The organism is Lentzea terrae, from assembly GCF_003265345.1.
Lineage (GTDB): Bacteria > Actinomycetota > Actinomycetes > Mycobacteriales > Pseudonocardiaceae > Lentzea > Lentzea terrae.
In genome coordinates this window covers 342,923-366,105 of record NZ_QFWW01000023.1, presented here as the reverse complement: position 1 = coordinate 366,105, position 23,183 = coordinate 342,923, and the positions used below count along the sequence as shown (strand labels likewise).

The 23,183-nt window shown below is 68.5% G+C and carries 23 protein-coding genes; 13 read left to right on the top strand and 10 right to left on the bottom strand.

Features of this window, described 5'->3' with window-relative positions:
• Positions 1-87: 87 nt before the first annotated feature.
• Positions 88-1,056 carry a hypothetical protein gene (locus tag DI276_RS29350; protein ID WP_112269175.1) on the bottom strand — a complete coding sequence of 323 codons (969 nt, stop codon included), beginning with the start codon at positions 1,054-1,056 and terminating at the stop codon, positions 88-90.
• A 132-nt stretch (positions 1,057-1,188) separates the two neighbouring features.
• Between DI276_RS29350 and DI276_RS29345 the strand changes: the two genes are divergently transcribed.
• From DI276_RS29345 to DI276_RS29325, 5 genes are all read left to right on the top strand, one after another.
• Positions 1,189-1,833, top strand: a complete 645-nt coding sequence (locus DI276_RS29345) for a dTMP kinase (protein WP_112269173.1) — start codon at positions 1,189-1,191, stop codon at positions 1,831-1,833.
• Between the two features lie 76 nt (positions 1,834-1,909).
• Positions 1,910-2,752, top strand: coding sequence for an SAM-dependent methyltransferase (locus tag DI276_RS29340; protein WP_198680975.1), 843 nt, complete (start codon positions 1,910-1,912; stop codon positions 2,750-2,752).
• A gap of 197 nt (positions 2,753-2,949) precedes the next feature.
• Positions 2,950-3,627: an MtrAB system response regulator MtrA gene (mtrA, locus tag DI276_RS29335; RefSeq protein WP_030471262.1), complete on the top strand. Its 678-nt coding sequence runs from the start codon at positions 2,950-2,952 to the stop codon at positions 3,625-3,627.
• A 10-nt stretch (positions 3,628-3,637) separates the two neighbouring features.
• Positions 3,638-5,398, top strand: coding sequence for an MtrAB system histidine kinase MtrB (gene mtrB, locus DI276_RS29330; RefSeq protein WP_112269169.1), 1,761 nt, complete (start codon positions 3,638-3,640; stop codon positions 5,396-5,398).
• Positions 5,395-7,131, top strand: coding sequence for an LpqB family beta-propeller domain-containing protein (locus DI276_RS29325; RefSeq protein ID WP_112269167.1), 1,737 nt, complete (start codon positions 5,395-5,397; stop codon positions 7,129-7,131). Before mtrB ends, DI276_RS29325 begins: the two co-directional genes overlap by 4 nt.
• A 360-nt stretch (positions 7,132-7,491) precedes the next feature.
• On the opposite strand, the gene DI276_RS29320 is transcribed toward DI276_RS29325, so the two are convergent.
• On the bottom strand, positions 7,492-8,106 hold the full coding sequence (locus DI276_RS29320) for a ComF family protein (RefSeq protein ID WP_112269165.1): 615 nt from the start codon (positions 8,104-8,106) through the stop codon (positions 7,492-7,494).
• A gap of 977 nt (positions 8,107-9,083) precedes the next feature.
• Here DI276_RS29320 and hpf point away from each other — a divergent pair.
• Complete coding sequence (gene hpf, locus DI276_RS29315) at positions 9,084-9,752, top strand: ribosome hibernation-promoting factor, HPF/YfiA family (protein ID WP_112269163.1); 669 nt, start codon at positions 9,084-9,086, stop codon at positions 9,750-9,752.
• A gap of 336 nt (positions 9,753-10,088) precedes the next feature.
• Positions 10,089-13,034: a preprotein translocase subunit SecA gene (gene secA / locus DI276_RS29310; RefSeq protein ID WP_112269161.1), complete on the top strand. Its 2,946-nt coding sequence runs from the start codon at positions 10,089-10,091 to the stop codon at positions 13,032-13,034.
• A gap of 538 nt (positions 13,035-13,572) precedes the next feature.
• Here the strand turns inward: secA and DI276_RS53480 are convergent.
• Positions 13,573-13,977 (bottom strand): Rv3235 family protein, encoded by a 405-nt coding sequence (locus DI276_RS53480; protein WP_408610587.1) that lies wholly within the window; start codon positions 13,975-13,977, stop codon positions 13,573-13,575.
• A gap of 66 nt (positions 13,978-14,043) precedes the next feature.
• On the opposite strand from DI276_RS53480, the gene DI276_RS52470 reads away from it, so the two are divergent.
• A complete protein-coding gene (locus DI276_RS52470; protein ID WP_232836991.1) occupies positions 14,044-14,454 on the top strand; it encodes an HAD-IA family hydrolase in 411 nt (136 codons plus the stop codon).
• An 84-nt stretch (positions 14,455-14,538) separates the two neighbouring features.
• Complete coding sequence (locus DI276_RS29300; protein ID WP_112269157.1) at positions 14,539-14,844, top strand: hypothetical protein; 306 nt, start codon at positions 14,539-14,541, stop codon at positions 14,842-14,844.
• Here DI276_RS29300 and DI276_RS29295 read toward each other — a convergent pair.
• Positions 14,826-15,584 carry a TrmH family RNA methyltransferase gene (locus DI276_RS29295; protein WP_112269331.1) on the bottom strand — a complete coding sequence of 253 codons (759 nt, stop codon included), beginning with the start codon at positions 15,582-15,584 and terminating at the stop codon, positions 14,826-14,828. The genes DI276_RS29300 and DI276_RS29295 overlap by 19 nt on opposite strands.
• A 106-nt stretch (positions 15,585-15,690) precedes the next feature.
• On the opposite strand from DI276_RS29295, the gene DI276_RS29290 reads away from it, so the two are divergent.
• The 3 genes from DI276_RS29290 to DI276_RS29280 are packed head-to-tail and all read left to right on the top strand — an operon-like array spanning position 15,691 to position 18,249.
• Complete coding sequence (locus DI276_RS29290; protein ID WP_112269155.1) at positions 15,691-16,356, top strand: phosphotransferase; 666 nt, start codon at positions 15,691-15,693, stop codon at positions 16,354-16,356.
• 10 nt (positions 16,357-16,366) lie between these two features.
• Positions 16,367-17,758, top strand: coding sequence for a WS/DGAT/MGAT family O-acyltransferase (locus DI276_RS29285; RefSeq protein WP_112269153.1), 1,392 nt, complete (start codon positions 16,367-16,369; stop codon positions 17,756-17,758).
• Positions 17,758-18,249 carry a DUF6912 family protein gene (locus DI276_RS29280; RefSeq protein ID WP_112269151.1) on the top strand — a complete coding sequence of 164 codons (492 nt, stop codon included), beginning with the start codon at positions 17,758-17,760 and terminating at the stop codon, positions 18,247-18,249. Before DI276_RS29285 ends, DI276_RS29280 begins: the two co-directional genes overlap by 1 nt.
• A gap of 82 nt (positions 18,250-18,331) precedes the next feature.
• Here DI276_RS29280 and DI276_RS29275 read toward each other — a convergent pair whose 3' ends face one another.
• Positions 18,332-18,718, bottom strand: a complete 387-nt coding sequence (locus DI276_RS29275; protein ID WP_198680974.1) for a VOC family protein — start codon at positions 18,716-18,718, stop codon at positions 18,332-18,334.
• 36 nt (positions 18,719-18,754) lie between these two features.
• Here DI276_RS29275 and pruA point away from each other — a divergent pair, with 36 nt between their 5' ends.
• Positions 18,755-20,383: an L-glutamate gamma-semialdehyde dehydrogenase gene (gene pruA, locus DI276_RS29270; protein ID WP_112269149.1), complete on the top strand. Its 1,629-nt coding sequence runs from the start codon at positions 18,755-18,757 to the stop codon at positions 20,381-20,383.
• Here the strand turns inward: pruA and DI276_RS29265 are convergent.
• From DI276_RS29265 to DI276_RS29245, 5 genes are read right to left on the bottom strand one after another with little or no spacing between them, the layout of a single operon-like run.
• Positions 20,380-21,105, bottom strand: coding sequence for an NAD-dependent epimerase/dehydratase family protein (locus tag DI276_RS29265; protein ID WP_112269147.1), 726 nt, complete (start codon positions 21,103-21,105; stop codon positions 20,380-20,382). The genes pruA and DI276_RS29265 overlap by 4 nt on opposite strands.
• A 22-nt stretch (positions 21,106-21,127) precedes the next feature.
• Positions 21,128-21,655: a hypothetical protein gene (locus DI276_RS29260; protein ID WP_112269145.1), complete on the bottom strand. Its 528-nt coding sequence runs from the start codon at positions 21,653-21,655 to the stop codon at positions 21,128-21,130.
• A gap of 14 nt (positions 21,656-21,669) precedes the next feature.
• Positions 21,670-22,164, bottom strand: a complete 495-nt coding sequence (locus tag DI276_RS29255; RefSeq protein ID WP_112269143.1) for a hypothetical protein — start codon at positions 22,162-22,164, stop codon at positions 21,670-21,672.
• Positions 22,161-22,610, bottom strand: coding sequence for a hypothetical protein (locus DI276_RS29250; protein ID WP_112269141.1), 450 nt, complete (start codon positions 22,608-22,610; stop codon positions 22,161-22,163). Before DI276_RS29250 ends, DI276_RS29255 begins: the two co-directional genes overlap by 4 nt.
• Positions 22,607-23,173: a hypothetical protein gene (locus DI276_RS29245; RefSeq protein ID WP_157985020.1), complete on the bottom strand. Its 567-nt coding sequence runs from the start codon at positions 23,171-23,173 to the stop codon at positions 22,607-22,609. The genes DI276_RS29250 and DI276_RS29245 overlap by 4 nt, the downstream gene beginning before the upstream one ends.
• Between the last annotated feature and the right edge of the window lie 10 nt (positions 23,174-23,183).

Below are 23,183 nucleotides of genomic sequence, written 5' to 3'. Positions count from 1 at the left end.
CTCGTGCTCACTCAGACGACGTGTGTCCGCGGAGAGCGCGGACCGCGTCGTGCGCAGTGTCTTCTGGGGACACCCCAGACCCCAGGTCTAACTCCACTCGACGGCGATGCCCGCGATGCCAGGCCCCACGTCGCCGAAGTACGCGCTGACGACGCCGCCGAGCCCGCACACCAGCTCCTCGACGTCGACCGGCGTCGCGTCGGCCGAGGCCCGGAACTGCTTGATGCAGCGCGCGGGCAGCGCCCGTCTGTGGAACGACAGCTGCACCAGGTACGAACCGCACACGTCGCGGAACGTCCGGTGGTGGCCAGGGCTCGCGCCGCCGGTGTCGTCGACGATGGTGAAGCTGAAGACGTGCTCCTCGCCGGCCGCGAGCCTGCGGTCGAAGAGCATTTCCACGGCCAGGTTGCGGGATGCGCTTTCCCGGCGCAGGCGCCCCTGCCGGCAGCCTTCGCCGGCGCGCACCATCGCGTTCTCGATCAACGATCCTTCGTCGCCGCGGTGCACCACCAGGTACCGGTCTGGGCCTTGCCGCACCGCCCGCACCACCAGCCGCGTCGTGATCGAGCGCTGTTCGCGGTGCATGCCCAGCTGCACGGTGTCGTGCACGGACAGCACCTCTAGGTCGGCGTTGCCGCGCGCGGCCTCCGGTACGGAGTCGAACGCCGAGAGCAGCGGCGCGGGCTCCGGCCAGGTCGCCACCGGGCGTGGCGCGTAGGAGTTGGCGTTGCGCGGGCCGATCAGGTCCAACAAGGACGATGGCGGCAGGCGCAGCACGGACTCCAAAGCGCGCACTGTGCTGATGGCGCGGGGGACTTCGGGGTGACGCAGGCCGCGTTGCCAGTACGAAAGCGTCGACTGGCCGACCTGGACACCGAGTTGCTCGAGGTGGGCGCGCAGCCGGGCGAGCGAGAGGCCCCGGTGGGCGATCGCCTCGCGCAGGGCGCGGTGGAACGGCCCGTAGCGGAGCGTCTCGGCGAGGGGGGTCGGCAGACCCCCGGTCGGGTGACCGTTCGGTTCGTTGACCGACTCGGCGTGCCCGGAATCCGCGGCCACCGCGGCACCTACCCTTCACACACGCGCCGTGTGACTGTTCACCGTAGTCACTCGTTCTAGTGATCGAAAGATCGGATTCCGCCCGTGTGGGGGATGTGCTGCGGCCGTGTGAGTGGCCGTTAGGGTTCGGCCGTGGGAAAGCTCGTGGTGATCGAAGGCCTTGACGGTGCCGGCAAGCGCACGCTCGCGAACGGCCTGACCGAGGCGTTGCACGCCCAGGGCAGGACCGTGACCAGCCTCGCGTTCCCGCGCTACGGGCAGAGCGTGCACGCCGACCTGGTCCGCGACGCTCTCTACGGCACCATCGGCGACCTCAGCGACTCCGTCTACGGCATGGCGGTGCTCTACGCGCTCGACCGGCGCGGCGCCGCCGACCAGATCCGCAAGGACCTCGAGGAGTACGACGTCGTGCTGCTCGACCGCTACGTGGCGTCCAGTGCCGCTTACAGCGCCGCGCGCCTGCACCAGGACGAGCACGGCGAGTTCGTCCGGTGGGTCCGCGAGCTGGAGATCGACCGCTTTGGTCTGCCTGTTCCCGATCTGCACCTCCTTCTTCGCGTGCCCGTCGAGGTCGCGGCCGAACGCGCCGCCAAGCGCGAGCAGGACGACGGCTCGCGTGCGCGGGACCTCTACGAGTCCGACGGCGGCCTGCAGACGCGGTGCGGGGCCGTTTACGACGGACTGGCGAACATCAACTGGCTGGCCCCGTGGCAAGTGGTCGACGGGCGGTCAAACGTGAACTTCGATTCGCTTCTGAGACGACTCTTCACTCCTTGAGTGGTCGCTCACGTGCGTACCGGTTGACACGATCGTGAATCCGGCACGTCACGGTGAGTGAATGGGAGATCACAATTTGAAGCGTGTTCTGCAGCGCCCCCCGGTCGGAGTCGTCCGCACGGCTGTTCTGATCGCTGCCGCCCGCGCCAATGAGCAACGTCATCTCCGCCGCCTCTTCGACGACCCACTGGCCGCAGGACTCGTGGAGGCGGCCGGCTCCGCGAACGACCTGATCGGCGTCCGCACCCTCGCAGGAGAGCACTTCGTCCTGCGCACCCGGTATTTCGACGACCAGCTCCTCAGTTCGGCCCAGAACTCGGCCCGGCCCCAGGTCGTGATCATGGCGGCGGGCCTCGACACCAGAGCGTTCCGGCTGCAGTGGCCGCCGGGCACAACACTCTTCGAGCTCGACTTACCCGAGTTGCTCGAGTTCAAGGAGGACGCGCTGGACGATCTCGGCGCCCAACCCGGCTGCGAGCGAGTCGTCGTCGCCTGCGACTTGCGCGAGGACTGGGCGACAGCGCTGATCCGCGCCGGATTCGACCCGAACAGGCCCACAGCATGGCTGCTGGAGGGCCTGTTCATGTTTCTGCCGCCGGACGCGGGCGAGCGGATCATGTACTGGGTGAGTGCGCTGTCCGCCCTGGGCAGCACGCTCGCGCTCGAACACGTCAACCGCGCGTTCCGCGAGTTGCCGCAGATGAGAGCGGTGCACGAGCGGTTCGACACGCTGGACGCCCGCTGGCGCGCCGACGTGGAGGACCCGATCGGGTGGTTGGGCGGGTACGGCTGGCACGCCGCAGTGACGCACCAGGTCGACCTCGCCGCGCGGCACGACCGCGCGGTACCGGCGATCACCGACCCGCGGAAGGTGGGTGATGCGCGCATCTGGCTGGCCTCGGCCATCCGCACGGCCTGAGCACACCAGGTAACGAAAGGTGAGCGTCGCGCGGATACTCCGTCAACCGCAGGCGCGGCGAGCAGGCCAAATCGGGCGAGGTGGGGTACGTGGAGCGACAGTTCCGGCCGGTTACCGAACGAGCGCACACCGCCACCAGCGGCAACGGAACGTGGGCGGTGCGCGAACGCGCGACCGGGAGTGCGACGATGTTGAGTATGAAGGCACGCGTGCTCGTCGTCGATGACGACCCCGCCCTGGCGGAGATGCTGACGATCGTGTTGCGCGGGGAGGGCTTCGACACCGCGGTGGTCGCCGACGGTGCCCGTGCCCTGCCCGCGCTGCGCGAGCTCAAGCCCGACCTCGTGCTGCTCGACCTGATGTTGCCGGGAATGAACGGCATCGACGTCTGCAAGGCGATCAGGTCCGAGTCGGGCGTGCCGATCGTGATGCTCACCGCGAAGAGCGACACGGTCGACGTGGTGCTGGGCCTCGAGTCCGGCGCCGACGACTACGTGGTGAAGCCGTTCAAGCCCAAGGAGCTGGTGGCCCGCATCCGGGCGCGCCTGCGCCGCACGGAGGCCGAGCCGTCCGAGGTGCTGCAGATCGGCGACCTCACGATCGACGTCCCCGGCCACGAGGTGCTGCGCGAGGGCAGGCCCATCCAGCTCACGCCGCTGGAGTTCGACCTGCTGGTCGCGCTGGCCCGCAAGCCGCGCCAGGTGTTCACCCGCGAGGTGCTGCTCGAGCAGGTGTGGGGCTACCGCCACGCCGCCGACACGCGTCTGGTGAACGTCCACGTGCAGCGGTTGCGTTCCAAGGTCGAACGGGACCCGGAGCACCCCGAGGTGGTGTTGACTGTCCGCGGTGTCGGGTACAAGGCCGGCCCTCCGTGACAGGTGGCGTATGAAGTTCGTTCGGCCGGTCGTCGCGAAGGCGCAGCTCCTCGCCGAGGAAGCGCGGAAGCGATGGGCCGCGTTTGGTGACCTGTGGCGTCGTTCGCTGCAGCTGCGCGTTGTCGTGTCCACGCTCGCGCTGTCGTCGGCCGTGGTGTTCGTGCTGGGCATGGTCCTGCAGATGCAGATCACCAACCAGCTGCTGAACACCAAGGACGAGGCGGCGGTGCGCCAGGCGATGGCCTCGCGCAACCTGATCCAGTCCGACCTGGTCGGTCTGAACCCAGGGCCGGACAGCGTGCAGACGCGGTTCACCAGCGCGATCAACAAGCTCGCCGTCGGTGGTGCCGGCACGGACGCCACCACGGCGGGTGCCGGCGCGTTCGAGCCCGTCCTGGCCGACGGGCTCGGCGCCAGTGGCGCCGGGCGGGTGCCGTCCGTCGGACCGCTCGACGACGTGCCGCGCAGCCTGCGCGACATGGTCGAGAACGGCACCGAGGGCACCCAGATCCACACGGTGCAGCGCGGCGGCCGACCGACCACGCTCTTCGTCGTGGGCCTGCCGATGAGCACGTCCGCGCGCTCGATGCAGCTGTACCTGATCTTCCCGCTCACCGCGGAGCAGCGCACCGCAGAGGTGGTCCAGTCGACGCTGGCGGTGGGCGGCATCGTGCTGCTGGTCCTGCTCGCGCTGATCGCGAACCTGGTGACGCGCCAGGTGGTCCGGCCGGTGCGGCAGGCCGCCGAGGTCGCCGAAAGATTCGCAGACGGCACGTTGCACGAACGCATGCACGTCGTCGGCGAGGACGACGTGGCGCGCCTCGCCGAGTCGTTCAACGAGATGGCCGAGTCGATCCAGGCCCAGTTCAAGCAGCTGGAGGAGTTCGGCCAGCTGCAGCGCCGCTTCACCTCGGACGTCTCGCACGAGCTGCGCACACCGTTGACGACCGTGCGCATGGCCGCGGACGTCCTGCACGCCTCTCGTGAGCAGTTCCCCGCCGGACTCGCCCGTTCCACCGAGCTGCTGGTCGATGAGCTCGACCGGTTCGAGTCGCTGCTGGGCGACCTGCTGGAGATCTCGCGACTGGACGCCGGTGTCGAGGAGCTGACCGCCGAACAGGTCGACATCCGCGTGCTGGCCCGCCGCGCGCACGACTCGGTGCGCGCGATCTCGACGACCGCGAACTCGCCCGTGGTGCTCGACCTCCCGGACTCCGAGCTCACCGCGGAGCTCGATTCCCGCCGCGTGGAACGGATTCTGCGCAACCTGCTCGCCAACGCCATCGACCACGGCGAGGGCCAGCCGGTCGAGCTCACCATGCGCGGTAACGCCGACGCGGTCGCGATCACCGTGCGGGACCACGGCGTCGGCCTCCGCCAGGGCGAGGCCGAGCTGGTGTTCAGCCGGTTCTGGCGGGCCGACCCGTCGCGCAACCGCCGCACCGGCGGCACCGGTCTGGGCCTGTCGATCTCGCTGGAGGACGCGCGACTGCACGGCGGCTGGCTGGAGGCGTGGGGCGAACCGGGCCACGGCGCAGTGTTCCGGCTGACGTTGCCGCGCAGGCACGGCGAGGAGGTGCGGGAGAGCCCGCTGCCGCTCGCGCCGGCGATCGCGCTCGCACCCGTCGCGGTGGTGGATGAACCGGTCGTGACGGAGGAACCGGAAGAGGTCGAGCTGACGCCGGAGGAGATCACCTGGCAGCCGGCCGAGCCGGTGGACGGATCTCCTGCCGTCGCGGAGAAGTCTGAGGTTTCGGAGGAAGTGCGGTGAAACGGCTGGCGTTGCTGGTGCTCGTCCTCGTGACCGTCACGGGGTGTGCGGCGATCCCGACGAACACCCAGCCGAAGCCGATCGGGCCGAAGGACAACAAGGCCAGCAACACGGCCAGCGTGCCGGAACCGCGGCAGGGCATCGACCCGTTCATGCTCGTGCGCGAGTTCATCGACGCGACGTCGAACCCGGACAGCGACTACGCGGCGGCCCGCGCGTACCTGACGCCGGAGGCCAGCAAGAACTGGAACGCCAAGAGCCCCGTCATCATCGAGTCGGCCTTCTCGACGGTGCCGACCGCCTCCGCGCCGCAGGACAAGACGCAAATCGTGCTGCTGCAAGGAAAGCGCGTCGGCCGGCTGGGCGGCGACAACGCGTTCGTGCCGGAGATCGGCGACCTGCGCGAGCCGGTGAAGGTGGAGCGCAACAGCGAGAACCAGTGGCGCATCTCGGAAGCGCCGTCGGCCGTCTACCTGCCGCTCAACGTCTTCAACAACAACTACCGCCGGGTGACGCTGTACTTCTACAACCCCGAGTTCACCGTGCTGGTGCCGGATCCGCGGTACGTCGTGATCCCGCCGGCCACGAGCATCCCGACGCGGGTCACCGACCTGCTGATCAAGGGCCCCGGCGACACGGTGCGGGACACGCTGCGCAGCGCGATCAGCCCGGACGCGGACACGTTCTCGGAGACGAAGGAAGCCGACGACGGCGCGTTGGAGGTCAGTCTCACCAAGGTGGGCAAGGACCTCACGCCCGAGAAGAGCAAACAGATCGTCGCGCAGATCGTGAAGTCGCTCTCGGGCGTCACGACTTCGCGCGTCCGCGTCCTCGTCGACGGCCAGCAGATCCTGCCGGACCAACGGGACTACCGGCCGTCCGACGTGTCGGCGACCGCGGGTGAGGCGTTGCTGGCGCTTAATTCGAACCTCCAGGGCATGCTCGTGGTGGACGGGGCGATCAGGTCGCTGCCCGACGGCAACCCGATCAAGGGCCCAGCGGGCAGCGGCGCGTACGGCGCAGTCTCGGCGGCGCAGTCGTTGGACGGCTCGCGCCTGGCCGTGGTCTCCCGCTCCGGTGGCCGAATGCGGCTGCGGGTGGGGGAGTTGGAGCAGGAGCTGTCCCAGGTGGACTTCCCGGCGACCACCCTGACCAGACCGACGTGGCTGCTCTCGAGCGGCCCGAAGGAGCCGGGCATCGAGGTGTGGACGGTGGTCGACGGCACCTCCGTCGCCCGCGTGACCCGTTCCGACAACGGCAGCTGGACGGCCAAGAGCGTCAACATCACCGACCTCACCCAGTTCGGCTCGATCAGCGACCTGCGCCTGTCCCGCGACGGCACGCGAGCAGCATTGGTGATCGGCGGCAGGCTCTACATCGCGTCCGTGGTGCGCAACGACCAGGACGTGGCGCTGCGCACGCCCCGCCAGATCCAGCAGTCGACGCTCGGGTCGGCCGTGCAGTCCATCGACTGGCTCTCCCAGGACGTGCTGGCCGTGTCCTCCAATCTGCCCTCGCTGCCGGTCACGAAGGTCTACACGGACGGCTTCAAGCTGGACCGCTACAGCCAGTCGAACCTCACCGTGCCGGTCGGTTCGGTGGCGGCGGCGCCCGCCCGTCAGGTGCAGGTGATCGACCCCTCGGGGTTGTGGTCCGCGTCGGACATCACCGACGTGTGGAAGTCGAGCTCGATCCGGGTGTCGCCGGGTTCGCTCGTGTTCTACCCGGGCTGAGCGCGCCGGGCCGAGGTGAGGGTGAGCACGGCGTGCGCGCCTGCTCGGTGTTGGGCGTGGACGTACGTCGACGCCGGTGCTACCCCGGCTGAGCGGGCCGGACCGAGGTAGGGCGAGCACGGCGTGCGCGCCTGCTTGGTGTTGAGCGTGGGTGCGCGCTGACGCCGGGGTGCGTTGGCTTCCACTCCGGGCTGAGCTGGTCGGGCTGAGGTCAGCACGAACACGGCGTGCCTGCGCTCCGGCTGGGCGTCCGGCGTGCAGGTGCACCCGCCAGGCAGTGATCAGCGCGAAGTGCTGAGGTGCGCCGACTTCTGCTCGGTGGTGGGCGTGGAGGGACATCGACGCCGGTGCGCGCGCCTGCTACCCCGGCTGAGCGGGCCGGGCCGAGGTGAGGGCGAGCACGGCGTGCGTGCGCACTCCTGCCCGCCGTAAAGCCTTGACGCAGGCCGACGCCGTCGCACCCGTGGTGATCACGTCGTCGAGCAGCACCGTGGTCCCCGGCTGCGGTCTGCCGTGGACCTGAACGCGGCCCTCGAGGTTCTGTCTTCGTTCCCCAGCGCTCAGCCCGACCGAGTCGCTCACTCCAGGCGCGAGCCTCAGCACCTGAGCCACGTCCGCGATCTGCACGGCCCGCGCGATTCTCAGCATGTGGTCGCCGCCTCGATCACGGGCGGCGCTGCGCCGTGACGGAGCCGGCACGAGCGTCCACGGCCGCGGCCCGACGGCGACCAGTGCCGCCGCCACCATCGCGCCGAACCACGCCACGAGGGCTCGTGCGCCCCGTTCCTTGAAGGCGAGGACGAGTTCCCTTGCGGCACCGCGATAGGCGGCCAGCGTCCACACCGGCGGCCCGACACCGGGCACCTGGATTCGCTGCGGCGGCCCGAAGTCGTCGAGGCACGTGGCGCAGCAGGGCGTGCCGGGGCGGTCGCAGCCGGCGCAGGAGGGCGGCAGGAGCAGGTCGAGTGCGGTCATGGGACAAGCATGGCGACGGGGTCTGACAAAAAATCGCGGTCGGCGTCCCGGTACGGGGCGAGGACTTTCGGATCCGCCCACAAGGGTGAAGTTCCGGTTGCGTTGTCGATCACCATTGGGGTCCAGGTTGGACGCATCTGCCCAGCTCGCCGGGAGTTCTGTGACGATCTCCGAAGATCCGAAAGGTCGTTTCGACCCGTTTGTCTCAACCTCTGTTGACGGGATGTTTCAGAACTGAGGGGTCCGCAGGTTGGGCGTCTCGACCGGGTCGGGTCCGGTCGCGAGCCGGCGCCGCCGAGCGGTTCGAACCGGCGTCCGGAGCGGGCGGTGCGGGTTAACGACTATTCACTTGTGGAGCTGACCAGCGGTTATTCATTGAAATACCGCGATGTCCGGTCGTGGCGGTGATCAACGGCCTTGTCCGGGATTGGGCGAAATCCCCCGTTCAGCCGGGCGTGACTGGGTCGTGATCGGTCATCGGCACCGATCAGTTCAGTTGCAAGAAGTGCACTCAGGGGCCAGTTCACGCATCGGAATCGATCTCTTCGAGGTTTCGGGAACATGACGCGCCGGTCGCCCGTTGGCTGGGTATGAGGCCGCACCTGGACCCGTTCGACGCAGCGATGCTGCCGTCGAGTGCCGGTGCGGTGCTGGGCCGTACGGGTGAGCAAGATGCCGGTGAGCATGGTTCGTGGCACGCTCGGGACACGACTGGCAACGCGCTGTCGTCGCGCTGTGTAGTCACCAAAAAATCTCGTCGTTCCCCCGTCAAGGGGGCTTACGCGACGGTGAATCCCAAGCTAACGTGCACCGCTATCAGCGTTCCCGGCCCGCGGGGAGGAGGCGAACAGCCCATGACCCTGGCGCCGTGAGTGCTGAGGGAGACGACCCTCTGCGACACATCTGCGATCCAAGATCGCCACGGCGCTCTGAATGCAGTCCAGCCAAAGCTCGCAGCAAAGCGAGGGAGGTCGTGTATGGACATCGTCGTTAAGGGCCGCAACGTCGAGGTGCCCGATCACTACAGGGTTCACGTCGCCGAAAAGCTGGCCCGGCTTGAGCGCTACGACCGCAAGGTCATCCGCTTCGACGTGGAGCTTTTCCACGAGCCGAACCGCCGACAGTCGAAGAACTGCCAGCGGGTCGAAATCACCGGCAAGGGACGTGGACCTGTGGTCCGTTCCGAAGCCTGCGCGGGTGACTTCTACGCCGCGCTCGATTCTGCGGTCGCGAAGCTCGAGAACCGCCTGCGTCGGTCGCACGACCGCAGGCGCGTCCACCACGGGGCCAGGGCCCCGATCTCGGTGGCGGAAGCGACAAGCGGACTGGGGGATCCCTCCGCCGCTGGCGAAACCATGACGTCACGCCGCGCGAAGACCGCGGTGCTCGACGCACCCGAGGCCGACTACGAGGGCATGGCGGAAGTGCCCGCGCAGCGGTGGGACGACGGCCTCGAGGACAAGTTGCCCGGACGCGTCGTACGCGAAAAGGAGCACGCCGCCAAACCGATGACCGTCGACCAGGCCCTCTACGAGATGGAGCTGGTCGGACACGACTTCTACCTGTTCGCAGACACCGACAGCGGGCGCCCGAGCGTCGTCTACCGCCGGAAGGGATTCGACTACGGCGTGATCAGGCTGGCCTGACCCGGTAACTACACACACCCACCTACGACCGCCGCCGCCCTCGCACCCCTCGCGTGCGAGGGCGGCGGCGTGCGTCTACCGCCATTCGGCGCCGGAGCGTTCACGGTCAAGGTGAAGTTGGCCGGACCAGGAACCTTTACGCGGGCCTCATGCGTTCAAAAGACCAGTAGCCGAGGTGGCGGCGACACCTTGCGAACGGACCTGACCTGCATATACCAGGTCGTGGGGCCCAATCCGCCTGTGTCTGTGCGCACATCTTGGCGACTTGCCTACGATGGGCAGGGGAAAGGCGTCCGACGTGGGCGCGCCGCGATACAGGTGATGAGGTCTATCCAGATGGTGCTGTCCCGACTGCTCCGCTCCGGCGAGGGCAAGATGCTCAAGCGCCTCCGCAACATCGCACACGCCATCAACGGCCTAGAAGATGACGTGGTCGACCTCTCCGACGCCGAGTTGCGCGCCAAAACCGACGAGTTCAAGAAGCGCCACGCCGAGGGCGAGTCGCTGGACGAGCTGCTGCCGGAGGCGTTCGCCGTGGCCCGCGAGGCCGCGAAGCGGACCCTGGGTCAGCGCCCCTACGACGTTCAGCTCATGGGTGGCGCGGCGCTGCACCTCGGGCAGATCTCCGAGATGCGCACCGGTGAGGGCAAGACCCTGACCTCGGTCATGCCGGTCTACCTCAACGCGCTCGCGGGCAAGGGCGTCCACGTCATCACCACGAACGACTACCTGGCCAAGCGCGACGCGGACTGGATGGGCCGCGTCCACCGCTTCCTCGGGCTGTCTGTCGGCGCGATCCTGTCCGAGATGACGCCGGAGCAGCGGCGTGTCTCGTACAACTCGGACATCACCTACGGCACGAACAACGAGTTCGGCTTCGACTACCTGCGCGACAACATGGCGTGGAGCCTGGACGAGTGCGTGCAGCGCGGCCACTACTTCGCGATCGTCGACGAGGTCGACTCGATCCTCATCGACGAGGCGCGCACGCCGCTGATCATCTCCGGTCCGGCCGAGCAGTCGGCGCGCTGGTACACGGAGTTCGCGCGGCTCGCCCCGCGCATGCGCGGCATCGACGTCACGCAGCTCTCCCAGAAGGACCGCATCGAGGTCGTCGAGGAGAAGTCGAAGTCGTACCACTACCAGTACGACGAGAAGAAGCGCACGGTCGCCGTCACCGAGCTCGGTGTGGAGTTCATCGAGGACCAGCTCGGCATCGACAACCTGTACGAGGCGGCGAACACGCCGTTGGTGGGTTACCTGAACAACGCCCTCAAGGCGAAGGAGCTCTACCACCGCGACAAGGACTACATCCTCCGCAACGGCGAAGTGATGATCGTCGACGAGTTCACGGGTCGTGTGCTCGCCGGCCGCCGCTACAACGAGGGCATGCACCAGGCAATCGAGGCCAAGGAAGGCGTGGAGATCAAGGCGGAGAACCAGACTCTCGCCACGATCACGCTGCAGAACTACTTCCGCCTCTACGAGAAGCTCGGCGGCATGACCGGTACCGCCGAGACCGAGGCGGCCGAGTTCCACCAGACCTACAAGCTGGGCGTCGTGCCGATCCCGACGAACCGCCCGCCGCAGCGCAAGGACCAGCCCGACCTCGTCTACAAGAGCGAGGAGGCGAAGTTCGAGGCGGTCGCCGAGGACATCGCCGAGAAGCACGCGAAGGGCCAGCCGGTCCTGGTCGGTACGACGAGCGTCGAGCGGTCCGAGTACCTGTCGAAGCTGTTGGTGCGCAAGGGCATCCCGCACGAGGTGCTGAACGCGAAGCACCACGAGCGCGAGGCGCTGATCATCGCGAAGGCCGGCCGCAAGGGTGCCGTCACGGTCGCCACGAACATGGCCGGTCGCGGTACCGACATCGTGCTGGGCGGCAACCCGGACATCATCGCCGACCACGAGCTGCGCGAGCGCGGCCTCGACCCGGTGGAGACGCCGGAGGAGTACGAGGCCGAGTGGGCCAAGGTCGTCGAGGAGCTCACGACCCTGGGCAAGGCAGAGGCCGACGAGGTGCGCGAGGCCGGCGGTCTCTACGTGCTGGGCACCGAGCGCCACGAGTCGCGCCGCATCGACAACCAGCTCCGCGGCCGCACCGGCCGTCAGGGCGACCCCGGTGAGTCGCGCTTCTACCTGTCGCTGTCCGACGAGCTGATGCGCCGCTTCAACGCGTCCATGGTCGAGATGGTCATGACGCGCCTGAACGTGCCGGACGACGTGCCGATCGAGCACAAGATGGTCACCCGCGCCATCCGCAGCGCGCAGACCCAGGTCGAGCAGCAGAACTTCGAGATCCGCAAGAACGTCCTCAAGTACGACGAGGTCATGAACCGCCAGCGCACGGTGATCTACGCCGAGCGCCACCGCGTTCTCGCCGGCGAAGACCTGAAGGAACAGGTCGAGCACATGATCGAGAGCGTCGTCGAGGAGTACGTCAACGGCGCCACCGCCGACGGCTACGCCGAGGACTGGGACTTCGAGAAGCTCTGGGCCGCCCTCAAGACCCTCTACCCGGTCTCGCTGGACGCCAACGAGATCCTCGAGTCCGATGAGGACATCACCCGCGAGTACCTGCGCGACGTCCTGGTCGAGGACGCCCTGAACGCCTACCGCGCCCGCGAGGCCGACATCGACGGCCGAGTCGGCGAAGGCGCCACCCGCGAACTGGAGCGCCGCGTCCTGCTGTCCGTCCTGGACCGCAAGTGGCGCGAGCACCTGTACGAAATGGACTACCTGAAGGAGGGCATCGGCCTGCGCGCCATGGCGCAGCGCGACCCCCTGATCGAGTACCAGCGCGAGGGCTTCGAGATGTTCAACGCGATGCTCGACGCGCTGCGAGAGGAAACCGTCGGCTTCCTCTTCAACCTCCAGGTGGAAGCAGCCGAGCCCGAGCCGGCCGAGCCAGAGGTCCCCGTGTCCCTGGCCGCGGCCCCGCAGGCCCTCCCGCAGGTCTCCGGCAACGGCGGCGGCGGTGGCGCCCGAGCCCGAGCCCGCGCCGCAGCGGCCGCCCAGCAGCAGGCGCAGCAGCAGGCCCAGGCCCCGGCAGGCCCGGCCATGGCCCAGCTCTCGAGCGGCAACGCCATCCCGCCGGCCCTGCGCGGCAAGGGCCTCGGCGGCCCTGGCCAGCAGCACCTGAGCTACAGCGGCCCGGCCGAGGACGGCGGCGTCGAGCAGCACGGCGACCCGAGCGACGCGTCCCAGCAGGGCGGCACCCGCAAGGAGCGCCGCGAGGCAGCCCGCCAGGCAGCCAAGGGCAACCGCAACAAGCGCCGCTGACGGCACCAGCACCGGTCTACGTGGGCCGCGTTCCTCCGGGAGCGCGGCCCACGCGGCATTCCGGGCCAGGTTGACGGCGGGCACGGGGTGGGCAAGCGGGTCGCACAGCGAGCCCGTGGCGTACCGGCGAGGCGTGGCCAGCCCGCATGGCGAACCCACCGCATACCGACGAGGCGCGGCCAGCCCGCACGGCGAGCCCACCGCATACGGCCGGCGCGGCCAGTCTGCATGGTGAGTCATGGTGTGGTGATGGCGTACCGGCGAGGTCGCGAGCCGATGTTGGCGCAGCGACCCGCAGCCAGCTCAGACGTTGGCGCGGCAACCAGTAGCTAGCTCAATTGTTCGCGGTACCCGTTGACGCCTCTCCGGGAGCGAGCCACGAGGTTTCCTTCTGTATCTCGCGAAGCCGAAGGCAAGCGGCGATGGCGAAGCCGAACCGATGCTCCTATAGCAACGTGGGCCAAAGCCCGTCCGGTTGCCCACGCAACCACGCTGGAACGCGACCAGCCAGCAGAAGGCGACCCCTCCGCTGGAACCGTCACTCCAGCACTGAGAACGTGGTCAACCACCACTTCCCACCCCGGAATTCGGCCCGAGCAGCCACCGCCAAAACCCGCCCCTCCCTCCGCACAGTCACCGAAATCTCGGCAACAAACCGAGCCGGATGACAAACCCGCGGCGGCCGAACCAGCCGAGTGGTCCGCACCCGGACCGACGCCGAGAGCCGGGCCACCAACCGGGGAACAGCAACCTCCCGCAACACCCGAGCGGACCGCCGCCCGTCCAGCACCTCCAAGACCACCCAGATCAACCGGGCAGCGTCCAACCGAGGCGACGGCGGCTCAGGAACCGGCACCCAAACAGGCCGAGGCCGAGGTCGCGGAACAAAAGCCACCCCGACCGGCGGCTCATAGGCAGGCAAACGACGAACAACTGGGGGCATGCCGAACCAGGCGACGCACCGGGCAGATCAGGACATGCGCCACCCGAAAGTGGGTACCGTCCCAACGTGCTCAAAGCCCTGGTGCTCGACTACGGCGGCGTCCTGACCGACCCCGGCGAGGACAACGCGCAGGAACCCCCGCTCCTCACTGCCCTCCGCAAGGCCAAACACGCAGGCCTCAAAACCGCCCTGCTCTCCAACGCGGACGGCTGGTGGCAGCCGCCGACCACCTACCAGGGCCTGTTCGACGCCACGGTCATCTCCGGCGAGGTCGGGCTGGCGAAGCCGCAACGAGAGATCTACCTGCTCACTGCGCACCAGCTGGCCCTCGAACCAGCAGAGTGCGTCTTCGTCGACGACCTGGCGATCAACGTTCACGGCGCAAAAGCAGCGGGCATGGTGGGCGTCCACCATCGGTCGACCGAGTCCACCCTCGAGGAGCTGGAAATCCTGCTAGCGGTCGCACTCCGCGATTAGAGGTTCACCCCGCAGCGTAATTGCTCGGCATTCAAACCAGCACTACGGTCGATTAGGCACGTAGTCGAATGCTTAGGGGAGACAATGCGAAGAATTGTCGCTTGTGTTGCAGTCGCCATTGCAGCCACGGCAATTGCATCACCCGCGCAGGCGCACGGGCCGCGCGATTGCTATGACGAGTTCCACTGGAACGGGCGCAGCGTCGAGGTCTTCTGCGACCACGGGGCGCCCAGCCGGTTCCAGGCCGTCGCGCACTGCTCCAACGGCCTGGGGTTCTACTGGGACCAGTACGGCACGGTCGGCAGGGTCAGGGGTGCGTCGTCGTTCGCCGAGTGCACGTCACTGCTCGGGCACCCGCAGATCAACGACTATCACGTGCGCTGGCTTTGAGCGCGGCGCACCAGTTCGAAGCAGAGCACGGCGGCCGCTGAGGCCACGTTCAGGGATTCCACGCCAGCCGCCATGGGAATTGACAGCCACGACGTGATGTGCGGACGCACGTCATCGGTGATTCCGGAGGTTTCGCTGCCCAACACAAAAGCGGCGCGTCCACCGAAAGAAGCCGAATACAGGGTTTCGGACGCGTGGGAGTCCAACGCGTAAAGCGGGAAGCCTGACGCGCGCAACAAAGCAGAGGCCTCCGCCGCGGTGCCGCAGCGCAGCACGGGCGCGCGGAAAGCCACCCCGGCGGAGGCCTTCACCACCAGCGGGTCGATCGAGGCGACGCCACGGCGCGGCACCACTATGCCGTCGATGCCCGCGGCGGTGGCGGTGCGCAGGATCATGCCGACGTTCGCGGGCGTGGTGATGCCGTCCAGCACCAGCACGGACCGCAAAGCCGAAGATTCCAAAGCCAGCGACAGCGGCTTCATGCGCGGCGCCACCACGTCGGCGAGCACGCCCTGGTCCTGCTTTCCGTTGCCCGCCAGCACCTTCACGCGCTGTGCCGTGGCGCGCTGGACCGCGACGCCACGGGAACGGGCCGCGTCGAGGATCTCGCGCGCTGCCGGGCCGCGGGCCGTGTCGGCGAGCACCACCTTGTCCACCGACAGCGCCGGGTCGTCCAGCGCTTCCAGCACTGGTTTGCGGCCGTAGACGGTGACGAAGCGGTCCTTGGGCGAGATCTCCACGGAGAAGAGAGTGACAGAAGCGAGCACAGAAGGCTCAAACGGGTGAAGAGCTCGGCTAGAGCCATTCGGCCCTTGTGCTTTGGATCATATGCATGATGATCGTCACATGACGGCAGGTATGCGCAGCGTCGCGCAACGTCAACATCTCGCGAGCGGTCAGGACTCGGACGTGTTCATCCGGTCCGACGGCTTGCTGGTCAAGCGCACGCGCACAGGCCGTGACCTGCGACGCGAAGCCGAGATGATGTTGTACCTGAGCGGCCACGGCATCCCCGTCCCGCGCGTGCACGAGGCCACCCCACAAGAGCTCGTCATGCAGTACGTGCCCGGCCCGCGGATGTCCGAGGAGATCGGCCGCAAGCCCTGGCTCGCCGGCAGCCTCGGCACCCAACTCGCCGACCTGCACCACCGCCTGGACGCCGTAGCAGCCCCCGACTTCCTCAACGGCGACGGCGACCTCCTGCACCTCGACCTGCACCCCGGCAACGTCGTGCTCGGCCCGGAAGGGCCAGTGGTCCTGGACTGGGCCTCAGCAACGAAGGGCGACCGCAGGCTCGACGTCGCGCTCAGCTGGGTGTCACTCGCCGTCGCCCGCCTCGCGCCGGTCAAGAAGCTCACGCGGTGGCGCTTCCTCCGCTCGTTCATGGCCAACGTCGACCCGAAGGCGATCGAGGCGATCCCGGAGGCCGCGCGCATCCGGCTCGAACGCCACGACCGCGATCCGCAGGAACGTGCGCTACTTCAAAAACTGATGGACCGCGAACGCCACTAGGCTGGCGACCATGCCGGACCGACTGTCAGCGCTGGACGCCTCGTTTCTGTACCTGGAGGACTCCACGACGCCGATGCACGTCGGCGGCGTGGCGGTGTTCCGTCGGCCCAAGGCCGGCTTCGACTACGACAAGCTCGTCGACCTCATCGAGCAACGCCTGAGTCTCGTGCCACGCTACCGGCAGAAGGTCGTGCACGTCCCCGGACGCATCGCGCGCCCGGTCTGGGTCGACGACCCGGACTTCGACGTCACGTACCACGTCCGCCGAAGTGCCCTGCCCAAGCCGGGCAACGACACCCAGCTGCACGATCTCGTCGCGCGCCTGATGTCCCGCCCGCTCGACCACTCCCGCCCGCTGTGGGAGATCTACCTGGTCGAGGGCCTCGCGAAGAACCAGACGGCGGTCATCACCAAGACCCACCAGGCCATGATCGACGGCATCGCGTCGCTGGAGATCGGCCAGGTCATGCTGGACGTGTCGCCGTCGCCGCGGACGAACGTCGAGAACCTCTGGATGCCGCAGCCGGAACCGGGTGCGCTGCAGCTCGTCGCCGACGCCGTCACGGACATCGTGCAGCGGCCCGGCGAGCTCGTGGAGAACGTCCGCAGCGCCGCGCTCGACACCGTCGCCACGGTCGAGAAGGTGTTCAACGCCTTCGGTGCCGTGGCCGCCGCCGTCCGCACCGCCGCGACGCCCGCGCCCGGCAGCCCGCTGAACGTCCGCATCACGTCGCCGCAGCGCCGGTTCGCCGTCGCGCGCGCCCAGCTCGACGACCTGCGCGCCATCCGCAAGACCCACGGCGGCACGGTCAACGACGTCGTGCTCGCAGCGCTCAGCGGCGCCCTTCGCAACTGGCTGCTCAGCCGCGGCGAGAACGTCACCGGCAGCACCACGATCCGAGCGATGGCGCCGCTGTCCGTCCGCGAGGCCGACCCGGAGTCGGGCAACAACGTCAGCGCCTACCTCGTCGATCTGCCGGTCGGTGAACCGAACCCGGTCGTCCGCCTGCACCACGTGAGCCACGCGATGCGCGCGCACAAGGAATCCGGCCAGTCCGTCGCCGCCGACGCGCTGGTGAAGGTCTCCGGCTTCGCACCGCCGACGTTGCACGCACTGGGCGCGCGAGCGGCCAGCTCGTTCAGTCGCCGGCTGTTCAACGTGATCGTCACAAATGTTCCCGGCCCGCAGGTGCCGTTGTACGCCGCAGGGGCGAGAATGACCGAGATCTTCCCGGTCGTCCCGCTCGCGAAGAACCAGGCGCTGGCCATCGGGGTGACGTCGTACGACGGCGGTGTTTACTTCGGGCTGAACGGCGACCGCGACGCCATGTCCGATGTGGACGTTCTCGCGACCATGGTCGAGGAGTCGGTGGAGGAACTGATGGGGACGGCGAGCGCGTGATGAGGGTTTACATCCCGGCCACGGTGTCGATGCTGCGCACGTTCGTCGACAGCGGCGAACTGACTCCGATCGGCGGCACCGCGTTCGCGCTGACGCCCGCACTGCGCGAGTCGTACGCGGCGGGCGACACGGAGGAGCTCGAGTACGCCGCGATGCTCGACGCCGCCCGTGCGTCGCTGCGGCTGCTGGCGGGCGACGAGAAGGCGGAGCCGCGCCGCGCGGTGGTCGCCGTCGACATGGACGACGTGACGCTGCGTCCCGACCTCGACTACTCGGTGGTGAAGGTCGCGGGCTCGGCCACGATGAAGGACGTCGCGTCCGTCCATCTCGACACGGCCGAGGCCGAAGAGGACGTGCGCGCGGCGGCGGAAGTGGTGGACGCGGCGGACATGGGCGACCCGGACGCGGAGTTCACCCTGGGCAGCGCGGAGGACCACGAGCTGGCCTGGTACGCGCCGCAGGAGCTCGCGTTCGTGCTGGAACTGATGTAGCCCCGATAGGCGCGCACCACACACACGAGTCCGGCCGGGTACCCCCAATTTCAAGACTAGTGGGCACCACCGACAGTGGCGCTCACATGCCTTCCGCGGGCTCCCAGAGCTCGATCCGGTTCCCCTCCGGATCAACGCACCACCCGAACCGCCCGAACTCCGAGTCCTCGGTGTCGGGCAGCACCTCGACCCCGCGCGCCTTCAGCTTGGCCATCAACGACGGCAGGTCGTCCACGCGCAGGTTCAACATTGCCCGTTGGTGCGGCTCGCCGATGTATTCGGTGTCCTGCGCGAACAACGCCATGGTCGTCGTGCCCGGGTACTCGTTCGTCGCGGTGTCGAGCCAGTGGAAGGTGACGGTGCCCTTTTCGCTCATCGGCACGCCGAGGTTGTCGCGGTACCAGGCCGCCAAGCGCGCAGGATCTCGGGAACGCAGGAAAACCCCGCCGATGCCAGTCACCCGCGCCACCCGACGGACCCTACTACCGCGTGCCACGATGGGGGAATGGACGCCGTAACGTCTGCACCCGAACCGGTCAACGAGCCGGTGCACACCTACGCTCCTGGTAGCGCCGAACGCGCGAGTCTCGAACGACGCATCGCGCAACTCGAAGGCACCACCCACGAGCTGACGATGACCATCGGCGGCCAGCAGCGCATGGGCGGTGGCGACCGGATCGACGTGGTCCAGCCGCACGATCACCGGCACGTGCTCGGCGTGACCGCGCAGGCCACGAAGTCGGACGTCGCGGACGCCATGCGGGCCGCGCAGCACGCCGCACCCGGCTGGCAGGAGCTGCCGTTCGACGAACGTGCCGCGGTGTTGCTGCGGGCGGCCGACCTGCTCGCCGGGCCGTGGCGCGACACCCTCAACGCCGCCACGATCCTCGGGCAGTCGAAGTCCGTGCAGCAGGCCGAGATCGACTCGGCGTGCGAGCTGATCGACTTCCTGCGCTTCAACGTCCACTTCGGCCGCCGCATCCTGGAGGAGCAGCCGGTCAGCAGTCCCGGTGTGTGGAACCGGATGGACCACCGGCCGCTGGACGGGTTCGTCGTGGCGATCACGCCGTTCAACTTCACCGCCATCGCCGGCAACCTGCCGCTCGCGCCGGCGTTGATGGGCAACACGGTGCTGTGGAAGCCGTCGCCGACGCAGCAGCTCGCCGCGCACTTCACGATGCGCATGCTGGAGGAGGCCGGCCTGCCACCCGGCGTGATCAACCTCGTCACCGGCGACGGCCACGCGGTGAGCGAGGTGGCGTTGCGGGACAGGTACTTCGCCGGCCTGCACTTCACCGGCTCCACCCGGACGTTCAAGGCGCTGTGGCAGACCATGGCGGGCAACCTCGACCACTACCGCTCCTACCCGCGGGTCGTCGGCGAGACCGGCGGCAAGGACTTCGTGCTGGCCCACGCCTCCGCCGATCCCAAGGCGCTCGTCACTGGACTGGTCCGCGGCGCTTTCGAGTACCAGGGCCAGAAGTGCTCGGCGGCCTCACGCGCGTACGTCGCCCGTTCGCTGTGGGAGAGCGAGGTCCGCGAACGTCTGCTCGACGTCACGAAGTCGTTGTCCTACGGCGACGTCACGGACCTGTCGGCGTTCGGCGGCGCGGTGATCGACCACCGCGCGTTCGCCAAGCACAAGGAGGCGCTGCTGATGGCGTCCGCGTCCACCTCGGTGGAGGTGCTGGCGGGCGGCACGTGCGACGACTCGGTGGGCTACTTCGTCGACCCGACGGTGCTGCTCGGCAGCGACCCGCGGCACGACATCTTCACCACGGAGTACTTCGGCCCGATCCTCGCCGTGCACGTCTACGAGGACGCGGACTTCCCGGACATCATGGAAACCATCGACAACTCCACGCCGTACGCGCTGACCGGCGCCGTCTTCGCACGCGACCGCGCCGCCGTTGCGCAGGCGCACAAGGCTTTGCGGTTCGCGGCCGGCAATTTCTACATCAACGACAAGCCGACCGGCGCCGTTGTGGGGCAGCAGCCGTTCGGCGGTTCGCGCGGTTCCGGCACCAACGACAAGGCGGGCTCGATCTACAACCTGCAGCGCTGGACCAGCCCGCGCGCCATCAAGGAAACGCTGGTGCCGCCGACGGATCACCAGTACCCGCACATGGGTTAGCGAGGTTTCCAGCCGGTCGCCTCGGCCAGCTTCGTGCTCACGACCCGTTGCGACCGGCCGAACACCTCGAACGACGCCGCGAACCTGCCCAAGGCTTTGGGCAGCCGCGTGATGCCCATGTCCCGCTTCAACACCGGCGACCCGACGTTGTAGATCCCGGCAGGCGCGGCCAGCACGGCCACGGCCGCGGCGGCCGCGTCACCGGGGTGCACGACCGACATCCAGCCGTCGCCCACGAGCACCGGCGGCGACTGCGCCTCGCCGCCCGTCAGCAACCCGATGCGCAGGAACACGCCACCGGGGTGCCGCAGCACGTTCTCCTGTGCCCGGACCGAGCTGGCGATGTGCCCGACCGGCTTGAGCGGCGCGGACTCGTCCAGCTCGCGATCGCCGCCGTCCGCGTAGACGAACGAGATGCCTTCCTGCACGATCCGCGCGACGCCTGCTCTGGAGGCCGCCTCGACCAGCGCTGCACTGCCCTCGGTGCGGATGCGGTCGTTCTCCGCCCAGGCGCTCGCGAAGACCGCCTTCGCGCTGAGCGGGATGCGGGTGGCGAGGTTGATGACGGCGTCGTAGCCCGTCAACGCCGCCGTGAGCTGCTCGACGTCGAACATCGAGGTGGTGTGCCGGTCCAGCACGCCGACCACGTGTCCCGCTGCTCGTAGCTGCGGCAGCGCTTCTCGTCCGAGCACACCCGACGCACCGATCACGAATACCTTCATGACAGGTGGACGAGAAAGCGCGTCAGGACGTGACAAGCCTCTTGAACGCCTGGCGGGCCTTGCCCTGCGAAATCGCGGCGACCTGGTCGGCGTTGCCCTTCCGCAGGTGGGCGATCACCTTGAACGACTCGGTCGCGTTGACCGCCACGTGCGTCGTGCACTCGACGACGTCCGGGCCAGTGGCGCACGACGACGACGCCGTGTGGCCGTCGCCGATGAGCATCTCGAAGGAGTTCGCCGGTCGCGCGTAGGCGTCCGCGAACACCACCAGGACGATCAGGTCCGACTCGGTGCCGTTGCCCTCCCGGAAGGCGCAGGACCGCGGCATGTCCGGGTACGGCTGCGGTGTGCCGCTCAACGGCGTGTCGAAGTCCGCGGCGGTCAGCAGCTGGCACGGGTCGGCGACGAGCTTGCGCGGCGTGTCGATCCGCGGCGACGTCGTGGTGACCGTCGTCGTCGTTGTCTCGGTGGTGCTGGACGGCGTCGTCGTCGCCACCGGTGCACTGCTGCACCCGGCGAGCAGGAGCAGCAAGGGGATCAAGCGCTTCACGCCGGCAGCGTATGTCAGGACGTGACAGCCTTCTGGATCAGCAGCTTCTGTGCGATGTCGTCCGTGAGCCGGCCCAGCGCTTCCGCGGAGTCCGGCGACCGCTTCACCACCAGGCTCACGAGCTTCTGCTCCCCGGCCTGGGCAAAGCCGTCGCACTGGACGGATCCGGACCCGTCGCACCTGTGCGCGATCGATCGGCCGTTGACCTTGGTGGACTGGGCGTTGCAGCCGAGGTCGGACGGACAGAGCGAACTCGTCGCGTCGCTCCAGGACTTCGCGAGCAGCGTCACCTGGACCGACACCGCGCCCTCGTCCTTGCCGAACACGAACTCGCATGACCGCTTGCCGGTCGCAGTCGTGCCCGTCAGCTTCTGCCCCTCCACGTCGTTGTCCTTCAACAGCGTGCAGACGTCGACATCGGCGAACGTCGGCCGCTTGTCCTCGACCACGTGGACCGTCGGCGCGCACGCCGCAAGCGCGAGCAGCAGCAGCGGTAACCAGATCCTCACTTCGGCAGCCTTTCCAGTGCTTTCGACGCCAATCCCTGCGTGACCTGCCCGACGGCGTTGGCGTCGTGGCTGCGCTGGACCACCTTCAGCCCGATGAGCTGACCGTCCCGCACCTCCACAACGGCATCGCACGTCACCGTCCCGGACGCATCGGTGCAACGGCGCGTCATCGGGTGGTCGTTGACCACCGCGCCGTAGCCGCCGTCGGACTGCAACGGCTGCGACGCGTCCGCGAACTTCTCGGTGCGCAGCGTCAGGCGGACCGTCAGCGAGTCGAACGTGAAGTCACACGCCCGCGAGCTCTTCGCTGTTCCCTTGAGGCTGCCCGCGTCGCCGGACTGCAGCAGCGCGCACACGTCGGCGTCCTCGAACTTCGGGGCAGCGGGTTGCTCTGCGGTGCACGCCGTCAGCACCACCAGCGGCAGAGCCGTCCAGAGATGCTTCACGACGCCCTCGGAATCCGGTCGATCACGTTGGTGATCAGCTCCTGGGTGTTGAGCAACAGACGCGACTCGTTCATGTTCTTACCTCCCAGCGACACCATGAGTGTGTGGTCGGGCGCGATCGACGCCCACGCGGCGCAGGATCGGTTGTCCGCGGTGCCGCCGCACGAGAACCAGACGTGGTGACCGCCGATCAAGCCCTGGTGCCCGTTGGGGTTGTTCGCCTTCTCCGCGTCGTAGGTCCGTGGCAGCACTCCGACGAGAACGACGAGGTCGTCGGGCCCGCCGGTGCTCACCGTGGCGGCGCAGCTGCCAGGGATCTTCTCGTAGGGCGCAGGCGGGAGGGAGAACGGGCCGTACTTGTTGCGGGTGAAGTCGGTCTCGGAGAACAGCTTGCACGGGTCAACGCCCGCGAGATTGCGCGGTATGTCGATGCGCGGAGACGTCGTGGTCACCGTCGATGTTGGCGTACTGGTCGTGGCGGTCGTGCTCGGCGGTGCGGCCGGTTGCGCGGCGCACGAGGCCAGCGCTACCAGCAGCGCGGCCACCCCCAGGTGTCTCTTCACGCGAAGAGTG

What these genes read in the sequence shown, in the direction of transcription:
- mtrA (WP_030471262.1), top strand. Translation starts at nt 2,950, where the DNA reads ATGAAGGCACGCGTGCTCGTCGTCGATGACGACCCCGCCCTGGCGGAG.
- mtrB (WP_112269169.1), top strand. Translation starts at nt 3,638, where the DNA reads ATGAAGTTCGTTCGGCCGGTCGTCGCGAAGGCGCAGCTCCTCGCCGAG.
- DI276_RS29320 (WP_112269165.1), bottom strand. Translation starts at nt 8,106, where the DNA reads ATGACCGCACTCGACCTGCTCCTGCCGCCCTCCTGCGCCGGCTGCGAC.
- hpf (WP_112269163.1), top strand. Translation starts at nt 9,084, where the DNA reads ATGGACATCGTCGTTAAGGGCCGCAACGTCGAGGTGCCCGATCACTAC.
- secA (WP_112269161.1), top strand. Translation starts at nt 10,089, where the DNA reads ATGGTGCTGTCCCGACTGCTCCGCTCCGGCGAGGGCAAGATGCTCAAG.
- DI276_RS53480 (WP_408610587.1), bottom strand. Translation starts at nt 13,977, where the DNA reads ATGCCCCCAGTTGTTCGTCGTTTGCCTGCCTATGAGCCGCCGGTCGGG.
- DI276_RS29300 (WP_112269157.1), top strand. Translation starts at nt 14,539, where the DNA reads ATGCGAAGAATTGTCGCTTGTGTTGCAGTCGCCATTGCAGCCACGGCA.
- DI276_RS29290 (WP_112269155.1), top strand. Translation starts at nt 15,691, where the DNA reads ATGACGGCAGGTATGCGCAGCGTCGCGCAACGTCAACATCTCGCGAGC.
- DI276_RS29285 (WP_112269153.1), top strand. Translation starts at nt 16,367, where the DNA reads ATGCCGGACCGACTGTCAGCGCTGGACGCCTCGTTTCTGTACCTGGAG.
- DI276_RS29280 (WP_112269151.1), top strand. Translation starts at nt 17,758, where the DNA reads ATGAGGGTTTACATCCCGGCCACGGTGTCGATGCTGCGCACGTTCGTC.
- pruA (WP_112269149.1), top strand. Translation starts at nt 18,755, where the DNA reads ATGGACGCCGTAACGTCTGCACCCGAACCGGTCAACGAGCCGGTGCAC.
- DI276_RS29265 (WP_112269147.1), bottom strand. Translation starts at nt 21,105, where the DNA reads ATGAAGGTATTCGTGATCGGTGCGTCGGGTGTGCTCGGACGAGAAGCG.